This is a genomic window from Rhodococcus sp. NPDC003348, from assembly GCF_053589375.1.
Map to the genome: position 1 here is coordinate 27430 of NZ_JBSFRT010000024.1, position 21928 is coordinate 49357.

The window sequence follows — 21928 nt, forward strand, 5'->3', positions numbered from 1 at the left end:
CACGGGTCAGGCTCCAATCGTGACGGGTTTCGGGACGGCCTTGCCGCGCGGGTAGCAGAGCGCTCCGAGGAGCACCACGGCGGCGACGGTGAGCGGACCGGCCCACTGCAGGACCGGGTATTCACCGGTCGGGTTGAAGATCTCGGCGCGCGGCCAGGCGAGGTTGACCACCATCAGCGAGCCGTAGACGACCGCGGCGATGTTGACGGGCAGACCCCAGCGGCCGAGCGAGAACAGCGGCTTGCCCTCGGCGTCGACCTGCGGTCCGCCGTTCGGCCAGCCCTTCAGTCGCCGCACCAGCAGCGGCACGGTGACCAGCAGGTACGCCAGGTAGATCAGGATGATGCAGACACTGGACAGGGTCGCGAAGATCGCCGAGTTGCCGACGTTGACGGCAAGGACCGCGATGCACAGCACGCCGATGAGCACGGACGGCGCGATCGGGGTTCCGGTGCGCGGGTTGACCTTCGAGAGCATCGACGACGCAGGCAGCCGGCCGTCGCGTGCCATGGAGAACATCAGCCGCGACGCCGCGGTCTGGATCGCGAGGGTGCAGACGGTCACCGCGATCGCCACGTCGACCAGCAGCAGGGTGCCCCACGGCGAGGACAGGATCGAGTTCAGCACGTACGGCAGTCCCTCGGTGGCGAGGCGGCCGTCGGTCAGGCTGGGCGCGGCCATCAGCGCACCGACGATCATCAGGCCGCCACCGAGTGCGGACACCGACAGCGCCAGCCGGATGGTTCGGGGCGCGACGCGGCGCGGGTTACGGGTCTCCTCGGCGAGTTCGCCGGCGGATCCGAAGCCGACCATCACGTACGCGGCCATCAGGCCGGAGACGATCCAGGCCCAGATGTAGCCGGGCTGGCCGCCGGCCTCACCGGTGTCGAACACCACCTGCGGGCCGCGCTGGGCGTGCGTGAAGAACATGCCGATCACCGCGATGACGCCGATGATCTCGCAGGTGACGCCGATGTTGTTGATCCGCGACATCCAGTTCACGCCGACGCAGTTGACGGTCGTGGTCAGCACCAGCAGCACCGACCCGAGGAGGACCGCGTTGGCGGCACCGGACGACGAGGTGAGCGAGGGGTCGTCGCCGATGACCTGGAAGCCGCTCCACACGTTCGGCAGCACCACCTGCAGTGCGATGGCCGCGGCGGAGGCGGTGACGATCTGGGCGAGGATCATGAACCAGCCGGCGAACCAGCCGATCACCTCCCCCGCCATGCGGCGTGACCACTGGTAGATCGCTCCCGAGATGGGGTACCGCGCAGCGAGTTCCGCGAAGCACAGCGCAACCATGAACTGGCCCAGGAAGACCACCGGCCAGGTCCAGAAGAAGGCCGGGCCGGCGAATCCGAAGCCGAGGCCGAACAGCTGGAAGATCGTGGTGAGGATGGAGACGAACGAGAAACCGGCGGCGAACGAGGCGAACTTGCCGAGGGAGCGGTGCAGCTGCTGCTCGTACCCGAATTCGGCGAGGTCACCGTCGTCACCGGTCTTTGATGCCACGGTCGTCATGGGCTCTCCTGCGAGGTGCGCGGTCGGCGGGTTTCTGTCGGTTGACAGTTTTCGTGGCGCCCGTTTTCTGACGGTGTCTCCCGCGTTTCGCCGTGTAGCGGTTGCGTTTCGGGGTGATGACGCCTGTTACACCACCATTTCGGACTGCTCACAGCGCCGGTCTCCCTGGCGTTCCTGTCAGGATGGGGCCCATGAACGAACCGCTGGTGGTGCGCGACCCGGCGATGCGGCCGGTCGGAGAACTGCTGCACGCACCGGCCCTGACCTGCGCGCCCGAGACATCCGTCGCCGAGGCCGCCCGTCTGATGACCGACAGTCGTCGCCGCTGCGTGCTGATCCGCCTCCGCGACGACCTGCTCGGCATCCTCACCGAGGGCGACCTGCGCCGGAGAGTGGTTGCGGCGGGGCAGAGTCCGCAGGTCCCGGTGTCCGCGGTGATGAGTGCGCCCGCGCGCACCGTGCCTGCGGCCACGCTGGGCGCGGACGCCCTGCTGGACATGCTCGCGCACGGCGTCCGCCGCCTGCCCGTCGTGTCCGACACCGGGGAAGCGCTCGGGGTCGTCGAGGACACCGACCTGCTCGCCAATGCCACCCGCGGAGGTTTCCTGGTGCGCGGTGACATCGCCCGCGCCGAGGACACCACCACACTCGTCGCCGCGACCGCCCGCATACCCCGCCTGGTGACGGAGTTGACGCGGGCCAGGGTCGCGGCAACCGACGTGAGTGCGATCCTCTCCGTCGTGGTCGGCACCGCCGTCGCTCGCGCGGTCGAACTGACCGACAGCGAATCCCCTTCCAGCGCAGCATGGCTCGTCCTGGGCAGTGTCGCGCGCCGGGAGGCGATGCCGAGTTCGGACGTGGACAGCGCGACGGTGTGGCGCGAGGGGTCGACGACGTCACGGGACGCCACCGACCGCGCCTCGCGCGTGCACACGCTGCTCGACCGGTGCTCACTGCGTGCCGACGACAAGGGTGCGCTGGCGTCGCGTCCGCGGTTCGCCCGTTCGCGCGACCAGTGGCACGCCGCGATCGACGGCTGGCTGGCCGACCCGTGGTCCGATCAGGCGCTGGTGATGCTGGCGATGCTCGTCGACAGTCGCGTGGTCCACGGCGACCCGGATCTCGATCTGGCGCGGCACACTGCCGCGGCCCTGCGGTCGCGTCCGGACGCGCTGGCCCTGCTGCTGCGCGAGGCCGTCGAGGAGAAGGCCGCACTCACATCGCGGCGGTGGAGCCTCACTCGGCGCGTGGAGTCGGTTGACGTCAAGGCACAGGGTCTGGCCCCGATCGTGAACATTGCCAGGTGGGCGGGCACCGCCGCGGGGCTGGATGCCGAGGCCACCCCGGTGCGTCTTCGGGCCGGGGTGGCGGCCGGACTGCTGCCGGAGGACGACGGCCGCGTTCTAGGGGAGGCGTTCGACGCGCTCACCCAGATCCGGCTGCGGCACCAGTGCGAACGGATCGAGCGGGGTGAGCCGCCCACGGACGTCGTCGATCCCGACGCCCTGAGTCCGTTGCAGCGCAGCCTGCTCGCCGGCGCGGTCCGCGAGATCGCCGGGGTGCAGCGCAAACTGGCGTACGCGGGACCTCCGGCATGATCGCCGCCTCCACCGCGTGGCCGGACCTGTTCGCCGCGCTCCCTCCCGAGCACGCCCATGGCGTCGACCAGACCGTCGCCGCCGAACTCCTGGAGGGCTGGCGCCCGGACCGGAGGGACGTCGCCGATCTGGTCGCCCTGGCCGCCGGGGACCTGGATCACGCGCGGTTCCTCGAACTTCGCCGCTTACAGGCGTCTGCCCTGCCGGTGACCACCCGCAGGCGCCGGTTCGCGCTGCCCCAGCCCTACCTGCTGACCGGGACACCGGTGCTGCGCAACAACTTCGGGTTGCGCGACGCCACCCAGCTGCGGGATGTCGAGTTCGCGGCAACCGCGGCCCGGCTGCTGGAGGCGCATCTGCAGGGTGCTCCCCCGGTCCGCCGGATCGACGCCGACCACATCCACGCCCTGCATCGCCACGTCTTCGGTGACGTGTTCGCGTGGGCCGGCCAGACCCGCATCGTGGACCTGGTGAAGAACGGGGACGGTTTCGCTCCGGTCGGCGCCATCACCCGGTACCTGCGGGAAGTGGAGATCGCGGTCGCGACGGTGGACTGGCCGCGCGTGGACCACGGCCGTCTCTCCTATGCGCTCGCCGCGGTGTACGTCACCTACAACCACGCACACCCGTTCCGGGAGGGCAATGGGCGTACCGGCACTCTGCTGCTGCACCAACTGTGCGCGGCGACCGGGTTCCGGCTCGACCTCTCCGGCGTCGCCCCCGCGGAATGGGTGGCCGCGTCCCGTGATTCGGCCCCGTTCCGCCGCACCGGCGCGCCCAGCCCCCGGCCGATGATCCCGCTGCTGCGCCGCGCCCTGACGGCTCGACAGGTCAGCGGAACCTCACGTCGGTGACTCGGGCGCGGAAGAACTCGCCTTCGTCCTGACGGTCGGTCCCCCACCACCATCCGACCCGGAACCGCGAGGCGACGGTGACGCCGGCATATTCGGTCTCCACCTCGACGGCCACCCCGAACGGGTACCGCCCGTACCCCACCCCGCTCGGGGTGCCCCAGCGCTGCATCGTGGCGCCGCGCAGCCGACCGTCGGTGTCGATGTCGACATCGACCATGTCCTCGTGGCCGTCGGTCATCCAGGTCATGTGCGCGCCCCGCTCGTCTTCCGTCCAGCTCGCGCCGATACAGGCCGTCGGCACCAGGACCGACTCGATCGCGAGCCGCCCCGCGGCGCTGCGGGTGATCCGGTCGTCGCTCTTCGACATCACCGGGATCACTCCACCCAGCCGCCAGTGCATCTCCCCCACCCCGTCGGCGTACCGGTCGTAGCCGGGCACCGGGAGGCCCATCATCCGGGCGGTCGCCGCCCACACGAAGCCCACGCCGGGCCGCAGGATCTGGGTCGCGGTGAAGGGCCGCCAGGATCCAAGCTTGATCTCGCCCCGCATCGTGAAGCAGGCCACCTTCGCGAGCGGGACCGCGTCGGCGATCGACCGTCCGAGCCACCGCCGCACGGGATCGGGCAGCCCCTCGAGCCGCGCCGGGTCGAACGTCCCGTCCGCCGACGGTCCCTGCGCCAGCGCCTGCCACTGACGGGTGACGGCACGCGCGGAACGTGGCATGGACGGAAACTCGGTCATCGCACCTCCAAAGTCGGTTCACGGTATCCCGGCGTGGCACTGGCAGGATGGAGGCGTGACCAATGCCGGACCCGGACGCCCCCGCCTGAGCAAACAACGCCGACCGGGCCGTACCGCGGCGGCCGAGATCCTCGACGCGGCGGCGGAACTGTTCACCACCAAGGGTTTCGCGTCCACATCGACCCGGCAGATCGCGGATGCCGTCGGCATGCGACAGGCGTCCCTCTACCACCACTTCGCCACCAAGGACGACATTCTCGTCGCGCTGCTCGAGGGCACCGTCTCGGACGCCCTGGATGTGGCGAACCGGCTGGCCGACCGCCCCGAACCAGCCGCTGTCCGGCTGTACGCGCTGCTGCTGTTCGACGCCGGGCAACTGCTGTCGGGCCGGTGGAATCTCGGCGCGCTGTATCTGCTCCCGGAATTGCGCACCGAACGCTTCACCCGCTTCCGGGAGGAGCGGCGAAAGCTACGGACCCGGTACGCCCACCTGTCCCGCCTCGTCCTCACCGATCTCGCTCCACACGAATCCGGAATTCCTGCGCCCGGCGACGACGACGCGCGGTGCGGCCTGCCGTTCCGCATCGTCGAGACGGTGATCAACGAACGCAGCGACGCCGAAACCGCCGCCACAGCGGGTGAGCTCGTCACCGCGACCACCGTCGCGGCGGCCGGCCTGCGGGTACTCGGCTGGGCCGCGGTCGACGACCTTCACCCGCAGGCCGAGGCGTTGCTCGAGCGGTGCCGGGAGGAGTGAACGATGCCGGCCGACTGTGTGTTCTGCGACATCGTCGCCGGGCGGGTCGACGCGCACATCGTGCACGAGGACTCGGACACGGTCGGGTTCCTCGACCGCCGGCCCCTGATCAAGGGGCATGTGCTGCTGGTTCCACGGAATCACGTCCACGTCCTCGCCGACCTGCCTGCAGATCTCGTGCCACCGGTCTTCACCGTCGCGCAGCGCCTCTCCGCGGCGATGGTCACCGGCCTGGGTGCGCAGGGATCCTTCGTCGCGATGAACAACGTGGTGTCCCAGTCGGTCCCGCACCTGCACGTGCACGTCGTCCCCCGCACCAAGGGCGACGGCCTGCGTGGCTTCTTCTGGCCGAGAACCAAGTACGCCGACGACTCCGAGGCGGCCGGCTACGCCGCGCGCATCCGCTCCGCCCTCGGTTGACGCGGGCCGCTACGAACCGCAGACCTCCAGCATCCTGACGCTCAGCTCGACGAGGCGGCAGGTGTGATGCCGCCACAGCACCGTGTCGAACACCGCTGCGCCGTTCGGGCGTTGCGCACCTGCGCGCGGCAGGCGCTGTTTCTCGAGGCCCAGGCAGCCGATCCGGAGACCGAGCTCGGGGAGCCGTCCCGGCCAGCAGCGGGCAGGCCGTCCGCCACCGCCTCAATCGCAGCGGCGACCGGCAACGCAACCGGGCACTGCACACCATCGTGCTCTCCCCTCAGTCACGACCCACGGACCAAGGCCTACGCCGACCACCGCACCAACGGAGGTGTGCGGCGGCGTCCCATGCTGCCCTCGATCGCTTCAGAGCAGGCACCCAGCTCGAACCGCTTGACAGAGATAGAAGCATCCTGGTGATCGGCCTCGGGATCAAGGCCACGCAGCACGGGCATCGGGTCGCGTTCGCCACCGCGTCGACTGGCCGCCGCACTGACGCGCGGGCCGGAGGTTGCCGGCCGGGGAGCGGGTGACGAACACTTCGGGTCGTCTCGGTGAATGTCCGGTGATTCACCTGATACTGACCACTTCGCGGCGTGCGACGCCCCGAATGCCGTGGCTACAGTGCCCGCCATGCACGTCTTGTTCCTCTGCAACGGCAACGTGTGCCGCTCGGCGATCGCCGAGCGGCTGACGGTGGCCATCGCCGAGCAGCGCGGACTGGCCGGCCTTACCGCAGAGAGCGCGGGCACCCGGGCGTTGGTCGGCTTCCCGATGGAACCGGTCGCCGCTGAGGTGCTCCGCGGACTCGGCGGCGATCCCACTGGCTTTGTCGCCCGCCGGCTGCGGCCCGAATTGATCGACCGTGCCGATCTCGTGCTCGCAATGACCGAGCACCTACGGGACGAGTCGGTGCGGCTTGTGCCGGAGGCAGGGCCCCGCACCTTCACCCTGCTCGAGGCGCACCGCGTCGTGTGGTTGACAGGGGCGCACACCGTGGGTGAACTCCACGCGCACCGGGACCGCTCCAGGCCCCGCCGCGAGTCGATCAGTGATCCGGTCGGGCTCGGCGGTGAGGTGCTCGAACGGATCGCCGAGCAGATCGCGGCAGCATTGCTGGATCTGCTCCCCGCCCTCGGTGAAGCCACCCGTCCCGGTGCGGTGGTTGCGTGAGCCGTCCGGGGCCCCGAAGAGTTCCGCGAACCGAACTACGCCGACACAACCATCGCGGGGCGCGAGGACATGCCATGCCTGGTACACGGTGCGCCCGGGCCTGAGGGCCGCCCCTGCCCCGCCGACCAATTCGCCCGAGCCCTGTCGGCCCCCGCACCGGCCGAGCAGAACAGCCCACCCGCCCGCGCGCTGTACACGAAGCTGGACATCGACGTCGACGAGGTACTGCGAGAGGGATTGACGATGATCACCGTCCTGACCTGCCGAGGCATCGCGGAGCCTCTCGAGGCCAACATGCTCACCAACACCACCACCCTGCTCGATCCCACCCGATTCACGACCAGGGAGGTGCCGTGGGAGGCGAGCTACGGGCCCTATCCCGAGCCGGGAGGCTCCTCGTTCGACAAGGCCCTGGCCGACGGCCGGGCGCTGCTGCTCGACATGATCGCCGACGATCCCAACCCCGTTGTACTGCTGGGATACTCCGGCGGCGCTGCACTCGCCGGAAACGTCGCCGCCGAGATTGCCCGGGGCCTGCATCCCGACCTGGTGGTGCGCGGCGTCGGCCTGATCGCCGACCCGCTGCGGCCCGAGTCCGCCGGACTGCCCGGCTGGGGGATCGCCGGCCGACGCTCGATCGGTGGCGCGATGCCGGTCTGGCAGATCGCCGATCCCCGCGATGTCATCTGCTGCTGCCCCGCCAACTCGCCCCTGCGCACCCTCGCCGACCAGTCCGCGGCGTTTTCGCTGGCGGATCCGCGGGCCTGGGTGGTGGACCTGCTCGACCGGCTGCGCACCCGACGATGGCAGGCGGTGCTGATCGAGTGGTGGCACCCCTGGACGGTCTGGCGCCAGTATTCCAACGCCATCGACGACGTCGAGGGCTACCTGTACCGCGGCGACCACACCGGCTACGCGACGCGCCCAATGCCCGGCACCGACCGCACCTACTGCACGGTCCTCGCCGATCGCGTCAACGACAACGCCGCCTGGTAATCGATGCCCCCGACGGGACGCATGTTCCGGCCGAAAAGTGGGCGACGACCGCATGGCGGGGTGGCCACGATCAGCGACTACCGGTAACGGCGGTTACGTCGTCTCCCCGGGTCGATGGCGCGGTGGGCGACGCCGTGGGCTCGCGTCGGAGACAGGTCGTACGCCGCGGCGAGCACGCCCCTCGTCCGGCCGCCGCGGGCGCGACCGCACGAGACGGACGCCTGTCGACACCGACACACGACAGCATGGAGTCCGCATGCGACCCATACGAAGCAGACGAAATAGCGCTCACACGAGCGTCATCCGAGTCTCGTGAGCCAGACCAGGCCGGCGAACGCGCGAAGCCGGAGAGGAGAACCGGCGTGGCCTTGCCGGCGCCCTCGGTCTGTTCAATCGGAACCCTCGCAACCGCGATGAGGAATCCGCCCGTACCAACAGAACCGCGTACACATTCATGAAGCGCACGGAATCAGCGGACGATGCGCCAACACAACTGGGTACCCATAGAGCCGACAGTGAATATTGCGAAATCTCTACTGGCAGAAGCGGTTTCCGGAGCCATAGAATCGCGAGCTGCCGACCCTCGGACCGCTTGAGCGGGGCCACCATCTCCAGCGCCGCATTGGTGCGCGGCGAGCCTGGCCGCGGCGAAATCATGTGCCCACCAACTACGGAACCCGGTCAGGTCGACGCCTTCGAGGGCCCACGATTTGCCGTACACGACATGGAGATCCTCGACCACGACGGCCGGGGCGCTCATCGGACACCCCCGAGGTGGTCTCCGGCGTAATCGGTGGACGGGTGGGTGGTCATCGGAGGGTCCTCGGAAGAAGGTGCTCCCTCCCGGTGGTGGGTGGGAGTCCGCTACCTCAGACGAACCAACCGTGAGTTGGACGCACCTGCCGCCGAATCAGGTCGGTCGAACGCGGGCGAGCCGGCCCACCAGGTGCCGGGGGTCGCGGCCCACCCCGCGCAGCGACGCGGACGACAGCGACCGTTGCCCACTCTGAGCCCAAGTAGCCGAGCCCCGCAGTGGGTGGTGTGGACAGTCCTCTGCAGGGCGGTGAACACGGCCGTACACGGGGTTTGCCCGCAGTCACGGCCGCTTGGTAGCGGCCGGTGTCGAACACCGGTGCCGTCGGCGCGGTCTCGAGCAGGCGCCCGATTGGTGTGGACCGATCCCGCGCCCCGACTTGAACACAGCCCCTCGCGTCGGGTGCCGCCGACTCCATCCCACGGCGGACAATGAGTCGAACGGCAGTGGACCGCAGCGTCGCAGGGTGAGGATGCGTCATGCCCGAGGGTCAACCGGTGGATCGGGGCGCGATCATCGCGGACTTCGAACGGGCCCGGCGTTCGCTGCATGCACTCCTGGGCCGTGCGTCCGCGGAGGATTTCGATCGCCGCTCGAACGGCACCCGCTGGACCAACGAGCAGCTGCTGTTCCACATGGTCTTCGGCTACATGGTCGTGCGCCGGCTACTCCCGCTGATCCGGGTCTTCTCTCGGTTGCCCGACGGTGCGAGCCGCCGGTTCGCGCGCGCACTCGACGCCGCCACCCCGGTGTTCGACGAGGTCAACTACCGAGGCTCCGCCCTCGCGGCCCGCGTCTACGACCGCCGCCGGATGGGCAGTCACTTCGACCGCATCATCGCCTCCCTCCATCGCCACCTCGCGCAGGAGACCGACGCCGACCTGCACAGCGGCATGCACTTTCCGGTCCGCTGGGATCCGTTCTTCACCGACTACATGACCGTCGAGCAGCTCTACCGCTACCCCGGCCGGCACTTCGACTTCCACCGCGGCCAGCTCACCCTCGACTGAACCCCGGGCGACCCGCTGCTCCGTTCATCCACTGTTCGTTTCGCAGCGCGAGGAGATCACGTCGCCGGGATCAGATGGGCGTCGCCGAACTCGTTGGGCGTCCCGCGCGGGGTCAGGGCCGCGATGTAGTGCTGCGGGCCGTGGTCGTTCAGCGAGAACCGGAACGGAAGACCCCGCAGCAGCCGGAACTTGCTCGCCACGAAGCCCAGCGAGCTATGCGGGCTGGAGTTCGAGCGCCGGGCGCGCATCCGCCTCCGTGGTGGTGTCGAACGGGCGGGGGTGTGTCGCTCAGTTACCGCTCTTGTTGCCCTTCTCGTTGCTCTTTCCGGTGCCCCCGTTGCCGTTGTGGTTTCCGTGGTTTCCGTTGCCCGGAGCCGACTCGGTCTGCGGGGGAACGTTCGTCACCGGGGGCCCGACCGGCGCGACGACGGTGCTGGTGACCGGTGGAGGAGTCGGGCTGACCGAGGCGGGGCCGACGGTGCTCCCGTCGTCACGAATGGAGACGACGAGTGCCACGAGCGCGACGGCCACCAGCAGAGCCGCGACGGCGGCGATCACGCCCATTCGCCGCGATCGTCGAACCGGAGCGGGCAATGCCGCCGGCGCGGGTGCTGCGGGGGTGAACGCCCGCGTCGGCGGTGGAGCCGTCGGGTGCGGGGCCTGCAGTGCGGTGGCCATGGCGTGTGCGTCGGGAAAGCGGCGGTGCGGGTCGCGGGTCATCGCGCGGTCGATCACCGCGAGGAGGCCGGGGTCGACGTCCGGCCGCAGAGTGGCCAGCGGCGGGTACTGCCCGCTCATGATGGCGTGGACCAGCGACGCGATCGTCTCACCCGTGAACGGGCGTCGCCCCGACAGCGCTTCGTAGCCGACGACGCCGACGGCGTAGAGATCGTCCGCGACGGTCGCGGGATTGCCGGCGATGCGGTCGGGACCGAGGTAGGCGACGGTGCCGAGGACCAGGCCCGTCGTGGTGTGGTCCGTGTCGGCGCTCTTGGCGATGCCGAAGTCGGTGACCTTCACGGTGCCCGCGGCGTCGAACAGGACGTTCCCGGGTTTGATGTCGCGGTGCACGATGCCCAACGCGTGGGCCGCACCGAGCGCGGCCAGGATCTGGGCGAGGATCGCGCGCACCCGCGGTCCGGGCAGGGGACCGGCGGAAATGTCGTCGGCGAGCGACCGACCGGGCAGGCGTTCCATCACGATGTAGGGGACACCGGCATCCTCGCCGCTGTCGTGGACGGCGACGACGTTCGGGTGATTGAGGGTCGCGGCCAACCGGGCCTCCGACTCGAAACGCCGACGGGTGCCCGGAACCGATGCCAACTCCGCACGGAGCACCTTCACCGCCACCGGACGGCCGAGTCGCCGGTCCCACCCCTCGTGGACGTCCGCCATCCCGCCGCGACCGAGCACTCCCCGCAACTCGTACCGACCCGCGAGAACCACCGACATACGTCTCACGCTAGACGGCACGAAGGACCGCCCGACCTCCCCCCGGGGGGGTGACCTCCGAGACTCTCCCACCCGCGTTTCGGGCTCCGACCGTGTCGAAGAGATTGTCCACTCGCACTGCGGTTTTCGGGTGCAGGTGTGGCGGCGGATGGCTGGCGCCCGCTGAACCTGCCCGTGAGGAGGCCACCGGCGGCCGGGCCACACGGGGATCCACCGCAACGCCGACTCGGGCGTCCCGGTCCTGCGGTGGTGCCACACCCGCCCGACTCGCCACCCGCTGGTCGACGACCACTGCCGGGTCGAGCCCAGCGTTCCCTCGGCCACCGGGGCGGCATGACCGAAACCGACCGCAGACGACACACTCACCGACCGCGGCACGGCGAGTACCGACCCCTCACGCCGCGCCGCGCTCGACCGGGCTCCATCGGCACCGGGGACGCGGCCTCCCGGTGACCACTCGCGGCGAGCACGAAGCCGGCCGGGGAGGGCGATCGCGGTGGCGGTGTCGGATCTGAGCCGGATGGGCGGGCTGGCGCAACACGTGGCCGAGAGCGTGCGCCGCCGACACCCCGACCACGTCACCTCCGGGGAGGCGGAGGAACTGCTCGCCCGGATGGGGCGGGCGGCCGGTGAGATGGCCACAGTCGGCGAACAGGTCCTGCGCACGCGTGATCCCGTGCTGGCCTCCGAGCTCGGCAGGCGTGACGACGAGCGGAGCGACCTGCGAGGGACCCCCGAGATGTTCCGACCCGCGGCCGCCGCACCCTCGTCGGCAGCACCCGCCGCGAGCCGGATTGCGCGGCATTGCCTTGGGCCGCTTGGCGCGCGTACATTGAGATTCGCGGATCGAACGAGTAATCGGGAACGGTGAAAAACTCGAGAAGCAGAGATCCGGCCGAGAATGTGAAAGCATTTTCGGCCGAACCCCTGTCCGGGCATGTCCCGCCACTTCATCGGCAAGCAGAGCGATGGTCAACAGCCGGGCCGCCGACGCCTGGACTCATTCCCCCGAGTCGGTGCCGCGCCCGCTCGACCCACCCCATCAGCCGGCGGGGTCCGCAGACTCGCTCGACGAGCTGAAGGCCCGCGAGGACCCGCTGCCATGGGGGTGGCGGTCAGGCAGCAGGGCGATCACGGTCGAGCAGCCCGGTTACTCGAACAGTGCCTGCGGCTGACCCGGCTGGCGGACGAACCCCTCACCGCGGCCGTCGCCCTGGAGGCACTGGCATGGATCGCCGCCGAACAGGACAAGGCGCAAGGCGCCGCGGTCCTGCTGGGCGCCGCCGAGGCGCTGGGCCGGTCCGCCGGCAGCTCCCCCGTGCTGTTCCACAACCTGCTCGCCCACCACGAGAACTGCGAGCGGCAGGCCCGCCGGGCACTCGGTGAGCGAGCGTTCGAGGCCGCCCGACGCGAGGGTGCGGCCCTGGGATTCGAGCAAGCCGTCGCCCACTCCCTCGGCGAGCACCCCGCGGCCGCGGCACCACCCGCCGGTCACACGAGCCTGACCAACCGGGAACGGCAGGTCGCCGACCTCGTCGCCGAGGGCCTGACCGACAAGGCGATCGCCACCCGGCTCGTGATATCCCAACGAACCGCGCAGGGCCACGTGCAACGCATCCTCACCAAACTCGGGTTCACCTCACGAGCCCAGATCGCGGCCTGGGTCGTCGAGCACGCGCAGGACGAGCGTGCCCGAGGATCGCCCGCACACTCCAGCTGAACCGCACTCGGTCCGATTGGGACTGAACACGCCGGGGCGTCGGCGACGGAGGAATCGTTCGGGCGGTTCTCATCGAGATCGGCCACCAGAGCGGCGAGCCGGTCGGCGGTGCCGCTGTGTCGTTCGGTCGGTGGGTCGCCGACGACCGTCGGCACTGATCTTCGCGGCAGTGGACAACATCGTGCCGACCTCCCGGGGAACGCAACCATGTTCGTTCTGGTGCGTCACGCGGCCCAACCCGACAGATCCGCCCTGGTCCAGCCGAGGCGGGGCGAGGAAAATAGGGACGATGGTCGACATCTATGAGGTACCCGCAGGAGAGCCACGCCTGACGTCATTCCTCCAGGCGCAGCACACCACCCAGATTGCCCGGCGCGGCGAGTTGGTCGACGCACGCGACCGCCCGGCCCTGATCGCATCGACCGACGACGAGACGGTCGGGGTGCTGATCTACGACATCGACGGCACGAACTGCGAAATCGTCAACATGCGCGCATCCGGCCAATGGGGCGGCGTCGGCACGGCACTCATCGAACGCATCGTCGAAGTCGCCCGTGCACAAGGCTGTTCCCGACTGTGGTTGGTCACGACGAACGACAACCTCGACTCGATGCAGTTCTACCAGCGGCGCGGCTTCCACCTGTCGGCCGTTCGATGCGGCGCAGCGGACGAGGCGAGACGGACCCTGGAGCCGGACATCCCCGACGTGGGTTACTACAAGATCCCGATTCGGGATGAAATCGAGTTCGAGCGCGACCTCGAGCCCGCGTAGGCGAGCCCGCCCCACTCCCCGGGCTCGATCGAGCCCGAGCGGGCCGCCGTGCGCAAGTCATTCCTAGTGGGGTGATCCGTCCGGAGCGGCCGCCTCGCCGGAGCAATCCGCCGTCCCGGGGTCGTGTATCGGCCGGTAGCAGTACAGCAACGTCCCATCGGGGTCATCGGCCGCCGCCGACGATGTCATCAGGCCCGTTGTCTCGGCCCGCAGCAGGTCGACCACGTCGGTCAGTCGGCCACGCCTGCGCAGGAATCGACGCTGTCGTGATGCCGAGCTCCCGCCGCGGATGGCCGCCGCTGCCAACTCGGATACGGTGTCCCAGTCCCCGGCTTCGTCGAGTTCGGGGCGCAGCATGTGAGCGAACTGCTCGACCAGCTCCCGGGCCGGTCGCGGCACCGCTGCTGCCACGTCCACCAGGTCCCCCTCGAGTCCGGACCGTGCAGCGCGCCACAGTGCGGCCCGCGCCAGCGTGGGCGATATTTCGAGAGGAGGGACGCCCGCCCGGAGGCCGTGCACTTCATGTTCGACGAGGGCCCGGAACAGGCCGGCGATCAGGACGATGGTGTCGACGTCCGGACAGCTGTCGCACACCCGCAGTTCCAGCGTGGGCACCCGCGCCGAGGGGCGGACGTCGAAATACACCATTCCGTGGGCGATCAAGGCATCGTATTCGGCGGCGGATTTCACGGCGGACGGAAACGGCCCGGCACTGGGCCAGCGAAGCCACACCAACGTCCGAACGCTGGCGTAACCGGTGTCCGAGCCATCGGACCAGAACGGTGAACTCGCGCTCAGCGCCAGGAAGAGCGGAAGAAATGGTGCGACGCGGTTGGCCACTCGAACAGCTTCGTCGCGCACCGGCGCATCGACGTGAACCTGGGTGCCGCAGATGAGTTGCTCTCGGGCCAGCAACTGGTAGTCCGCCAGCATCCGCCGGTAACGGGGAGTTTCGGTGACCAGCATCTCAGCAGGAACCGAAAGCGGTACCGCGCCCGCGGCGACGACGCCGATATCGAGGCGGTCGGCGGCCCCGACGAGGAGTTGTCGATGGTGCACCAGGTCCTCCCGCAGGTCCTGAAGGCCTGCGAAGACACCGCTGTTCACCTCGACCACGCACCGCTGGAGCTCCTCGACGTAGTCGTTCTCAGGCAGGGTGGCGAGCAGTTCCGGGGCGCGCGGGTCAGGCGCCGGGTAGTGGCGTCGATGAGATGGAACTCTTCTTCAACACCCACCTTGCGCAGACCGCTGCCGGGCACTTGTGTCAGCGTAGTAGCAGGTAGAGGCCACAACAACCCCTGCCTCGGATCGAACGGGCGGAACGTCTTGTCCACCGCAGGCTTCGGGATCCGAATTCGGGATCGACCCGCCCTGGATCCGGTGGAGACTTCGTTCAGGCCACCTCGAGGGCGGGGGTGGCGGTGGGGCGCTCCGTCCCGACGCGGCAAATGGGGCCTGGGCCGGGCACCGACAACCGCTCCCCCATCGGAATCAACACTGCCTCAACGGGTTACCGAAACATCCGGGACGAGGTGTCGTTCTCACGCCACAGTCGGCCCCGGTACCCCTGGGCTTCCGTCGTGCCGGGCGGGCGGCCACCGCTCGCCCGGCACCCCCCGATCTACTTGACCGGTGCGGGGTTCACGCCGGTGAGCAGCAGGTGGCCCGCGTCGACCGGGATGGTCACCCCGGTGACGGAGGCAGCCAGATCCGAGTTGAGGTACAGCGCGGTGTCCGCGATGACCTGCGGCGGCATGAATGTCGTGCCCTTGAGGGCGTGGAAGTGGTAACCGCCCTCGAGCATGTCAGCCTCAGTGCCGCCCTCGTGGCCGGCGAACATGTCCCACGCGCCCTGGTGGTCGGTCATCGGGGTCTTGATCGCGCCCGGATTGATCGAGTTGCAGCGAACGCCATACGGCGCGAGCTCAAGCGCGATGTTCTTCATCAGCCCGATAACGCCGTGCTTGGCCGCGACGTAGTGGGCGTAGTTCATCCCCGGTTCGAGTCCGTTGACCGACGACGTGATGATGATCGACCCGCTCTGCCGTTCGATCATGTGCGGGGCAACGGCCTTCGCGGACTTCCAGACGCCGGTGAGGTTGACACCGATCATCTCCTCCCACGCGTCCTCGGTCAGTTCCCAGAACGGCCCCTGCGTCCAGATTCCGGCGTTGGCAATCAGGATGTCGATCTTGCCGAGCTCGGCGATCGTCCGCGCGACGGCGTCGTCGAGCTCGGACTGTTCGCGGACGTCGACCTCGAAGGACAAAGCCCGCCGGCCCAGTGCCTCCACCTCGGCGACGGTCTCGGCCATGTCGGTGGTGTCGGCCATCTTGTAGGGCACCGACCCCATCTGCCGCGCGATGTCGACGATGACGACGTCCGCGCCCTCGCGGGCCGAGGTCACCGCGTGCGCACGCCCCTGTCCGCGCGCGCCGCCGGTGACGAATGCGACTTTTCCGTCCAGCATTCCCATTGATTCGTCCTCCAGTTCTCGTGGAACATGTGGTGGTGAAACAACTTCGGTGGAACCGATGTCGACAGTGCGACCGCGGTCGTCAGAGCTGCCCGCCTGCGTCCACGGTGTGCGTGGTGCCGGTGACGTACCGTCCGCTCTCCCCGACCAGGTAGAGCACGGCGTTGGAGATGTCGATCGCTTCGAGCGCGGGCACCGGCAGCGCGTTGAGGGTCAGCGCGGCCTCCTCGAAGTCGCCGCGGGTCGGCTTCGCGAGATCGGGCCGGAACAACTCGTAGGTGGCGTCGTTGAGGATCATGTCGGTGGCGACGGTGGTGGGGTGGATGGTGTTCACCCTGATCTTCTGCGGCGCGAGTTCCTGCGCCAGGACCCGCATGAAGCCGACCAGGCCGGCCTTCGCCGCCGAGTAGTGCGCGGTGTTCGCGTTGGCCTTCAACGCCGCCAGCGAGCTGGTGATCACCACAGACCCGCCGCGGCCGCCGGCGATGATGTGCGGCACCGCGGCCGCGCACGTCTTCCACACGCCGGTGAGGTTGATGTCGATCATCGTCGACCACGTCTGCTCGGGCATCTCGAGGGTGGGGGCGGGCACCGAGATACCGGCGTTGGCAAGCACGATGTCGAGTCGGCCCAGCTCGGCCACCCCGGCGTCGACGGCCTCCTTCAACGCCGCCAGATCGCGGACGTCGGCCTCACGGGTGACGATCCGACGCCCGAGCGCCTTGACCTGGCGTTCGGTCTCGGCGAGGTCGTCGGGTGTCGCAGTCGGATAGGGCACGGTCTCCACCTGCCGGCAGATGTCGACCGCGATGACGTCGGCACCCTCCTGCGCCAGGTGCACCGCGTGACTGCGCCCCTGACCGCGCGCGGCGCCGGTGACGAAGACGACCTGGCCATCGAGTTGTCCCATGACAGTTGACCTTTCGGCACATGCAGCGCCGACCTTCCGCAGCACTGCGTCGTGCCCCGAGGTTATGGCAGTCAATGACAAAAGGGAATGGTTCCGACATCACCGAGTGGAACGACACCGACTCGTTACCCGACCTGGAAGCATGGGCACGTGACCAGCACAGGGGGCCGCGTGGACCGCGGAGGCAGACCGGCCGCGACGAGTGCACACGAACTCGCCGCCGTCGCACAGCGACTGTTCGTCGAGCGGGGATTCGAGCAGACCAGCGTCGAGGACATCGCGCGGGCGGCAGGGATCAGCAGCCGAACCTTCTTCCGGTACTTCCCGACCAAGGGGGACGTCCTGTGGGTCGAGTCGGAGGGCGAGATCGGCCTGCTCCGCGAGCTGCTCGCCGCCGGGTCGCCGACCGAGCGGTACGAGACCGTGATCGTGCGGGCGGTGGTCGACGCGCTCGCGACCTTTCCGGAGGATCAGATCGAGTGGGCCCGGCACCGAGCTCAGCTCGTGCTGACGGAACCCGCGGTGCAGGCACAGGCTTCACAGCATCATGCCCGCTGGCGCGCCGCGGCCGTCGAATACGCCGGCGCTCGGACCGGACAACCCGCCGACGCACTGTTTCCCATGGCGGTCGGGCACGCGGCCCTCGCCGCGACGCTCACCGCCCACGAGTACTGGATCGCCCACCCGGACACCGACCTGGCCGACAACCTCGAACGCGCCCTTCGCCTGCTCCTCCCGGCCGAGCCGTCCACCTGAGCGTCCAGGGTCGGAACGACTCCGGACACCGCACCGAGCGCGCGGGCGGCCGTCGCCGAGCGCGGGAAGCACCGTCCCCTGACCCTACTGATCCCCGCCGGAGCGCGGCAGCAGCACCCGGAACACCGCTCCCCCGCTGTCGGGTGACTCGACCGTCACGGTGCCGCTGTGCGCGGCGACGAGGGCCGTACCTCCCATCAGTAGAAGAGGGTGCGGCGCAGCACCATCGACAAGCGCTCGCACTCACGTTCGTACCCCGCCACCCAGATCCGGCTCCGCCACCCGCTCAGGGGAAGGTCCCAGGCGCCGAGGTGGTCGGTGACGTCCCTTTTGAAGCTGCGTTTGAACTTGCCATTGCCGTAGAAGTAGCGCTCCGGGTTGTCGACCTCCGCCGACGGCGGCGTCCCGCACAGGTCGTACTCGAGTGCGCCGCTCTGTTTGGCCCAGCGGATGACCGCCCACTGCAGTGCGTGACCGATGCCCTGTGAGCCCAGCCCCTTGGCGGCGGAGTCTCCCGGCGACGTGCGGACCGACCCCTTGTGCAGGCCGATCGCCCTGGTGCCCAACCTCATCTCGAAGGACGCCGTGGCGACGCGCCCGTCGATCCGGGCGAAGAACATCTGCCCGTTCCCGCTCGCGGCATACCGCTGGTAGGTGAACCGGCAGTACTCGCGACTGCGCACCCCGAGCCGGCCGCCCCCGGTCTCGGCGAGCAGGTCGTAAAGGATGTCGCAGTTCTCGTCGGTGGCCGGCACCCGCTCGACCACCACGCCGTCGCGGGTCGCGCGTTTGATCGCGCGGCGCGCGCCGTTGCTGAAGCCGGCGAGAATCTGGTCCTCGGTGCCGTGCAGGTCCACGATCACGGTGTGCCGGCTGGGCGTGTATCTCCCGGCGAACCGGTAGCCCGCGGCACGCAGCTGCCGGGTCGTCTCCTCGTCGGCCTCGACCCGGGGGTCGATTCGCAGCACGAAGGCGCCCTGCGCTGCCGCATAGGCCGCCAGCGCCCGCGCCTTGGGCAGCACCTCGCCGACGGTGACCCCGGACGGCCCGCACGGCACGATCCACAACCGACCGAGCAGCGGAACCTTCTTGACGTGCACGGTCACCGCGTCGTCGCCGACGAACAGGTACCGGATCGTGTAGCCGATGGATTGCTTGGCCCTCGCATTGCCGAGGCCGCGCCAGACGTTCCCGCCGTCCGCGGCGCGTGTGACAAACTCGTCCCACGCCGCCACCTCGACGGCGTCCGCCTCACGCACCACACCAACCCAAACCGGCACTGCCGCTCCCTTCGTGCGGCCCGCCGACCCCGATGAGAGCCGGACCCGGCGGGCCTTCGCCGTTCCGCGAGAGGGCGACAACGACACAAAGCAATGCTGAACCGCTACCGGGTACTCGCGAGCGCTGGATCAGCGGGTTTGCCGAGCGGGCGTCCATCCGGAGTCGGGGATCGCGGTGGTGACCACCGAGTGGTCGACTACGCGATCTCGGTCAGCCCTGGCGGTGGGGGGCCTGCTGGTTCTGGCCCCACGGGTCAGGCGGGTCGGCCGCCTGCGGCGAGGTGGCGCGCACGCGGGCGACGTCGGACTCGAGGGGCATCTCGTCGGTGACCTTGGTGATCGGCACCCCGACGACGTGGGCGGGTATGGTCACCCACCCGTCGTCCTCGCCGCCGATTCCGCCGGCGGCGAGGACGCGTGGTGTTCCTGTTCGTGTGAGCGCATGATGTGTTCGCCGAGGCGGAGCGGCCTGGGGCGGGGGCCGCGGCGGTCGCGGCGGCGGAGGGTCGCCTGGGCCGCTGCCGTACCTCCGATCCCGGCGGTCAGGACCAGCAGCAACTGCGCGACGTTGGTGTTCACGCCAACTTCCTCTCGGGCGATTCGTGCGGGGCGGGTGCCGGATCGTCCGCGTACATGGCTTCGATGCGGGCCTTGATCTCCTCGGTGCTCATCGAGCCGCCGCGCGCGGTGGTGTGGCGGGCGAGTGCCGGTGCCGTCGATACGGTTATGGATGGGGGATCCTGTCGTTTGTGTCCGGTGACTCCGGTTGCGCCGGAGCCGCTTTCGCTTGTCTCTGTCGGGTCGTGTGTGGGCTTCGGGGGTGAGGCAGGCGACGGTGAGCACCGCCGCCGCAACGCCGAGGGAAACGGATCCGCTCGACACGACGGCCGTGCCGCCGGTGGCCGCGGTCGCGGCCACCGCCCCCGTGAGGGAGGCTGCCGACGCGGCCCGGGATCGCGCGCGGCCGGTGCCGGTGCCGGCCCCGTCGGGTCTGTGGCTGTGCGTCGCGGCGTCCACTACAGGCCGACGGCGCGTTCGAGGGCGCCGAGTTCGTCGTCGAGGTGATCGAGCATCGGCGCCAGGTGGGGCAGGCTGCGGCGGCAACCGGTGAGCCCGAACGCGATCTCGTCGTCGGTGCTGGTGCAGGTGATGTTCAATGCCTGCCCGTTGACCGGGATCGACAGCGGGTACAGTGCGGTCATCCGCGCGCCGTTCCAGTACAGCGGCGCGCCCGGTCCCGGCACGTTGGAGATCATCACGTTCGCGGGCCGCAGGGGCCCGCCGAGCCCGAACATGCTGAGCGCCAACGGGATGGTGCCGAGCGCACTCGCGGCCAGCACCTGGGTGCGGCTCATCGCGGCCATCGCATTCTTGCCCTCGGTCATGGCCGCGCGTACCGCCTCGAGCCGCCGTGCCGGATCGTCGAGATGGGTGCCGAGGTTGCACGAGAGCATCCCGATCCGGTTGCCCGCCAACACTTCCCGATTCTCGCCACGGAGCGACACCGGCACCATGGCGATCAGCGGGTGCTCGGGCAGCGCACCGAGCGCGCCCATGAACGTGCGCAACGCACCCGAACACATCGCCAGGACCACATCGTTGACAGTCGCGTCGGCATGCTTGGCGACCAGCCGCAGCCGTTCGAGCGGCCAGGACCGGGCCGCGAACCGCCGCGCCCCGCCGATCGGGACGTTGAGCATCGACCGCGGCGCGGCCAACGTCAGCGCACCGCCGCGGCCGTGCAGCGCCCGGTCCACGGTGCCCGCGAGTGAAGGAAGCAGGCCGGCCACCTCCCGGGCGGCGCCGCTCACCGCGCCGACGGCGGCCCCCGACAGGTCGAGCGGATTCCAGCCGCCCGAGTCCTGACCGGTGCCCGGCGCCGGGGCGAGCGTCAGGTGCCGGCGCCGCTCCAGCAGCTCCCACGGCGCGGGCATCTCCCGCGCATCCGGGTCCTCGCTGAGCGCGCTGCGCAGCAGCCTCATCGCCGACACCCCGTCGGCGAGGGCGTGGTGGATCTTCATGTACACCGCGACGCGGCCGTCCGCGAGGCCCTCGATCAGGTGCACCTCCCACAGCGGCCGGCTGCGGTCGAGCAGACCGGCGTGCAGCCGGGCGACCAGGTCCATCAGCTCGGTCACACCGCCGGGCGCAGGCAGCGCGCTGTGGCGGACATGATGACCGAGGTCGACCTCGGTGTCGGTCACCCAGCCCCACTGCCCCAACGAGGTCACCGACCGCGCGGCCCGCTTGCGCAGCAACGCCGACACCTCGCCCCGCGCGAGCGCCGCATCGAGCATCGCACGCACATCCCGCGCGTCGGCACCCTCCGGCGGCTCGAACACCGCCAAGCCCCCCACGTGCATCGGATGGTCACGGGACTCGCCGAGCAGGAACATCGAATCGGTCGGCGACATCGGTAACAGCAAAACTTCGGCCCTTCCAGTAAGTCCGCGCAGGACCGCGAGCGGTCCGGCTCCCCGACGGAGCTCTGTGTGCAGGCGTCTTCAAATGTGTCCGGCGGTCACACCAACATGTGAGGCAAATCACGATCGGGTGCCGCTCGGGTCTTTTCTACATCACAAATATGACCGACACCACCCGGACAATCGTTCAATTACGTAAGGCGGCAAGAGATTTCGGCACCCGATGTCATATCACCGGACCGCGTGCCCGA

Annotated in this window: 19 protein-coding genes and 4 pseudogenes; 12 read left to right on the forward strand and 11 right to left on the reverse strand. The window is 69.7% G+C overall.

Annotated elements, in window-relative coordinates; genetic code table 11:
* Positions 1–6: 6 nt before the first annotated feature.
* Positions 7–1524 carry an amino acid permease gene (locus ACWDU4_RS16635; protein ID WP_450115011.1) on the reverse strand — a complete coding sequence of 506 codons (1518 nt, stop codon included), beginning with the start codon at positions 1522–1524 and terminating at the stop codon, positions 7–9.
* Positions 1525–1715: 191 nt separating this feature from the next.
* On the opposite strand from ACWDU4_RS16635, the gene ACWDU4_RS16640 reads away from it, so the two are divergent.
* Together ACWDU4_RS16640 and ACWDU4_RS16645 are read left to right on the forward strand one after the other, a co-directional pair.
* On the forward strand, positions 1716–3122 hold the full coding sequence (locus ACWDU4_RS16640) for a putative nucleotidyltransferase substrate binding domain-containing protein (RefSeq protein WP_450115012.1): 1407 nt from the start codon (positions 1716–1718) through the stop codon (positions 3120–3122).
* Positions 3119–3976 carry a Fic family protein gene (locus ACWDU4_RS16645; protein ID WP_450115013.1) on the forward strand — a complete coding sequence of 286 codons (858 nt, stop codon included), beginning with the start codon at positions 3119–3121 and terminating at the stop codon, positions 3974–3976. Before ACWDU4_RS16640 ends, ACWDU4_RS16645 begins: the two co-directional genes overlap by 4 nt.
* Here the strand turns inward: ACWDU4_RS16645 and ACWDU4_RS16650 are convergent.
* Positions 3954–4718, reverse strand: coding sequence for a DUF6920 family protein (locus tag ACWDU4_RS16650; RefSeq protein WP_450115014.1), 765 nt, complete (start codon positions 4716–4718; stop codon positions 3954–3956). The two genes, ACWDU4_RS16645 and ACWDU4_RS16650, sit on opposite strands and share 23 nt — an antisense overlap.
* A gap of 55 nt (positions 4719–4773) precedes the next feature.
* Between ACWDU4_RS16650 and ACWDU4_RS16655 the strand changes: the two genes are divergently transcribed.
* The 6 genes and pseudogenes from ACWDU4_RS16655 to ACWDU4_RS16680 all read left to right on the forward strand — a co-directional run bounded on the left by ACWDU4_RS16655 (position 4774) and on the right by ACWDU4_RS16680 (position 9888).
* Positions 4774–5475: a TetR/AcrR family transcriptional regulator gene (locus ACWDU4_RS16655; protein WP_450115015.1), complete on the forward strand. Its 702-nt coding sequence runs from the start codon at positions 4774–4776 to the stop codon at positions 5473–5475.
* Between the two features lie 3 nt (positions 5476–5478).
* Positions 5479–5895, forward strand: coding sequence for an HIT family protein (locus ACWDU4_RS16660; protein ID WP_450115016.1), 417 nt, complete (start codon positions 5479–5481; stop codon positions 5893–5895).
* Between the two features lie 185 nt (positions 5896–6080).
* Positions 6081–6228, forward strand: a pseudogene (locus ACWDU4_RS16665) (transposase); the annotation flags it as partial.
* Positions 6229–6528: 300 nt separating this feature from the next.
* Positions 6529–7068 carry an arsenate reductase/protein-tyrosine-phosphatase family protein gene (locus tag ACWDU4_RS16670; RefSeq protein ID WP_450115017.1) on the forward strand — a complete coding sequence of 180 codons (540 nt, stop codon included), beginning with the start codon at positions 6529–6531 and terminating at the stop codon, positions 7066–7068.
* Positions 7069–7311: 243 nt separating this feature from the next.
* Positions 7312–8064, forward strand: coding sequence for an alpha/beta fold hydrolase (locus ACWDU4_RS16675; RefSeq protein WP_450115069.1), 753 nt, complete (start codon positions 7312–7314; stop codon positions 8062–8064).
* 1293 nt (positions 8065–9357) lie between these two features.
* Positions 9358–9888, forward strand: a complete 531-nt coding sequence (locus ACWDU4_RS16680) for a DinB family protein (protein WP_450115018.1) — start codon at positions 9358–9360, stop codon at positions 9886–9888.
* A gap of 56 nt (positions 9889–9944) precedes the next feature.
* Here the strand turns inward: ACWDU4_RS16680 and ACWDU4_RS16685 are convergent, their stop codons facing one another.
* Together ACWDU4_RS16685 and ACWDU4_RS16690 are read right to left on the reverse strand one after the other, a co-directional pair.
* The gene (locus tag ACWDU4_RS16685; RefSeq protein WP_450115019.1) at positions 9945–10088 is read right to left on the reverse strand and encodes a hypothetical protein; all 144 of its coding nucleotides are present in this window, start codon (positions 10086–10088) and stop codon (positions 9945–9947) included.
* Positions 10089–10176: 88 nt separating this feature from the next.
* A complete protein-coding gene (locus tag ACWDU4_RS16690; protein WP_450115020.1) occupies positions 10177–11340 on the reverse strand; it encodes a serine/threonine-protein kinase in 1164 nt (387 codons plus the stop codon).
* Between the two features lie 502 nt (positions 11341–11842).
* Here ACWDU4_RS16690 and ACWDU4_RS16695 point away from each other — a divergent pair.
* The 3 genes and pseudogenes from ACWDU4_RS16695 to ACWDU4_RS16705 all read left to right on the forward strand — a co-directional run.
* Positions 11843–12211, forward strand: a pseudogene (locus ACWDU4_RS16695) (phosphate transport system regulatory protein PhoU); the annotation flags it as partial.
* Positions 12212–12442: 231 nt separating this feature from the next.
* Positions 12443–13060, forward strand: a pseudogene (locus ACWDU4_RS16700) (response regulator transcription factor); the annotation flags it as partial.
* Positions 13061–13349: 289 nt separating this feature from the next.
* A complete protein-coding gene (locus ACWDU4_RS16705; protein ID WP_450115021.1) occupies positions 13350–13832 on the forward strand; it encodes a GNAT family N-acetyltransferase in 483 nt (160 codons plus the stop codon).
* A 192-nt stretch (positions 13833–14024) separates the two neighbouring features.
* Here ACWDU4_RS16705 and ACWDU4_RS16710 read toward each other — a convergent pair.
* The 3 genes and pseudogenes from ACWDU4_RS16710 to ACWDU4_RS16720 form a co-directional block, all read right to left on the reverse strand.
* Positions 14025–15091, reverse strand: a pseudogene (locus tag ACWDU4_RS16710) (carboxylate-amine ligase); the annotation flags it as partial.
* 362 nt (positions 15092–15453) lie between these two features.
* Positions 15454–16308, reverse strand: coding sequence for a mycofactocin-coupled SDR family oxidoreductase (locus ACWDU4_RS16715; protein WP_450115022.1), 855 nt, complete (start codon positions 16306–16308; stop codon positions 15454–15456).
* 82 nt (positions 16309–16390) lie between these two features.
* Positions 16391–17218, reverse strand: coding sequence for a mycofactocin-coupled SDR family oxidoreductase (locus tag ACWDU4_RS16720; protein ID WP_450115023.1), 828 nt, complete (start codon positions 17216–17218; stop codon positions 16391–16393).
* A gap of 150 nt (positions 17219–17368) precedes the next feature.
* Here ACWDU4_RS16720 and ACWDU4_RS16725 point away from each other — a divergent pair, with 150 nt between their 5' ends.
* The gene (locus ACWDU4_RS16725) at positions 17369–17974 is read left to right on the forward strand and encodes an acyl-CoA-like ligand-binding transcription factor (RefSeq protein ID WP_450115024.1); all 606 of its coding nucleotides are present in this window, start codon (positions 17369–17371) and stop codon (positions 17972–17974) included.
* 197 nt (positions 17975–18171) lie between these two features.
* On the opposite strand, the gene ACWDU4_RS16730 is transcribed toward ACWDU4_RS16725, so the two are convergent.
* The 4 genes from ACWDU4_RS16730 to ACWDU4_RS16745 form a co-directional block, all read right to left on the reverse strand.
* The gene (locus ACWDU4_RS16730; protein ID WP_450115025.1) at positions 18172–19254 is read right to left on the reverse strand and encodes a lipid II:glycine glycyltransferase FemX; all 1083 of its coding nucleotides are present in this window, start codon (positions 19252–19254) and stop codon (positions 18172–18174) included.
* A 211-nt stretch (positions 19255–19465) separates the two neighbouring features.
* A complete protein-coding gene (locus ACWDU4_RS16735; protein ID WP_450115026.1) occupies positions 19466–19627 on the reverse strand; it encodes a hypothetical protein in 162 nt (53 codons plus the stop codon).
* Positions 19624–19833 (reverse strand): hypothetical protein, encoded by a 210-nt coding sequence (locus ACWDU4_RS16740; RefSeq protein WP_450115027.1) that lies wholly within the window; start codon positions 19831–19833, stop codon positions 19624–19626. The genes ACWDU4_RS16735 and ACWDU4_RS16740 overlap by 4 nt, the downstream gene beginning before the upstream one ends.
* 437 nt (positions 19834–20270) lie before the next feature.
* Positions 20271–21680 (reverse strand): WS/DGAT/MGAT family O-acyltransferase, encoded by a 1410-nt coding sequence (locus ACWDU4_RS16745; RefSeq protein WP_450115028.1) that lies wholly within the window; start codon positions 21678–21680, stop codon positions 20271–20273.
* Between the last annotated feature and the right edge of the window lie 248 nt (positions 21681–21928).

What these genes read in the sequence shown, in the direction of transcription:
- ACWDU4_RS16635 (WP_450115011.1), bottom strand. Translation starts at nt 1,524, where the DNA reads ATGACGACCGTGGCATCAAAGACCGGTGACGACGGTGACCTCGCCGAA.
- ACWDU4_RS16640 (WP_450115012.1), top strand. Translation starts at nt 1,716, where the DNA reads ATGAACGAACCGCTGGTGGTGCGCGACCCGGCGATGCGGCCGGTCGGA.
- ACWDU4_RS16645 (WP_450115013.1), top strand. Translation starts at nt 3,119, where the DNA reads ATGATCGCCGCCTCCACCGCGTGGCCGGACCTGTTCGCCGCGCTCCCT.
- ACWDU4_RS16650 (WP_450115014.1), bottom strand. Translation starts at nt 4,718, where the DNA reads ATGACCGAGTTTCCGTCCATGCCACGTTCCGCGCGTGCCGTCACCCGT.
- ACWDU4_RS16660 (WP_450115016.1), top strand. Translation starts at nt 5,479, where the DNA reads ATGCCGGCCGACTGTGTGTTCTGCGACATCGTCGCCGGGCGGGTCGAC.
- ACWDU4_RS16670 (WP_450115017.1), top strand. Translation starts at nt 6,529, where the DNA reads ATGCACGTCTTGTTCCTCTGCAACGGCAACGTGTGCCGCTCGGCGATC.
- ACWDU4_RS16675 (WP_450115069.1), top strand. Translation starts at nt 7,312, where the DNA reads ATGATCACCGTCCTGACCTGCCGAGGCATCGCGGAGCCTCTCGAGGCC.
- ACWDU4_RS16680 (WP_450115018.1), top strand. Translation starts at nt 9,358, where the DNA reads ATGCCCGAGGGTCAACCGGTGGATCGGGGCGCGATCATCGCGGACTTC.
- ACWDU4_RS16690 (WP_450115020.1), bottom strand. Translation starts at nt 11,340, where the DNA reads ATGTCGGTGGTTCTCGCGGGTCGGTACGAGTTGCGGGGAGTGCTCGGT.
- ACWDU4_RS16705 (WP_450115021.1), top strand. Translation starts at nt 13,350, where the DNA reads ATGGTCGACATCTATGAGGTACCCGCAGGAGAGCCACGCCTGACGTCA.
- ACWDU4_RS16715 (WP_450115022.1), bottom strand. Translation starts at nt 16,308, where the DNA reads ATGGGAATGCTGGACGGAAAAGTCGCATTCGTCACCGGCGGCGCGCGC.
- ACWDU4_RS16720 (WP_450115023.1), bottom strand. Translation starts at nt 17,218, where the DNA reads ATGGGACAACTCGATGGCCAGGTCGTCTTCGTCACCGGCGCCGCGCGC.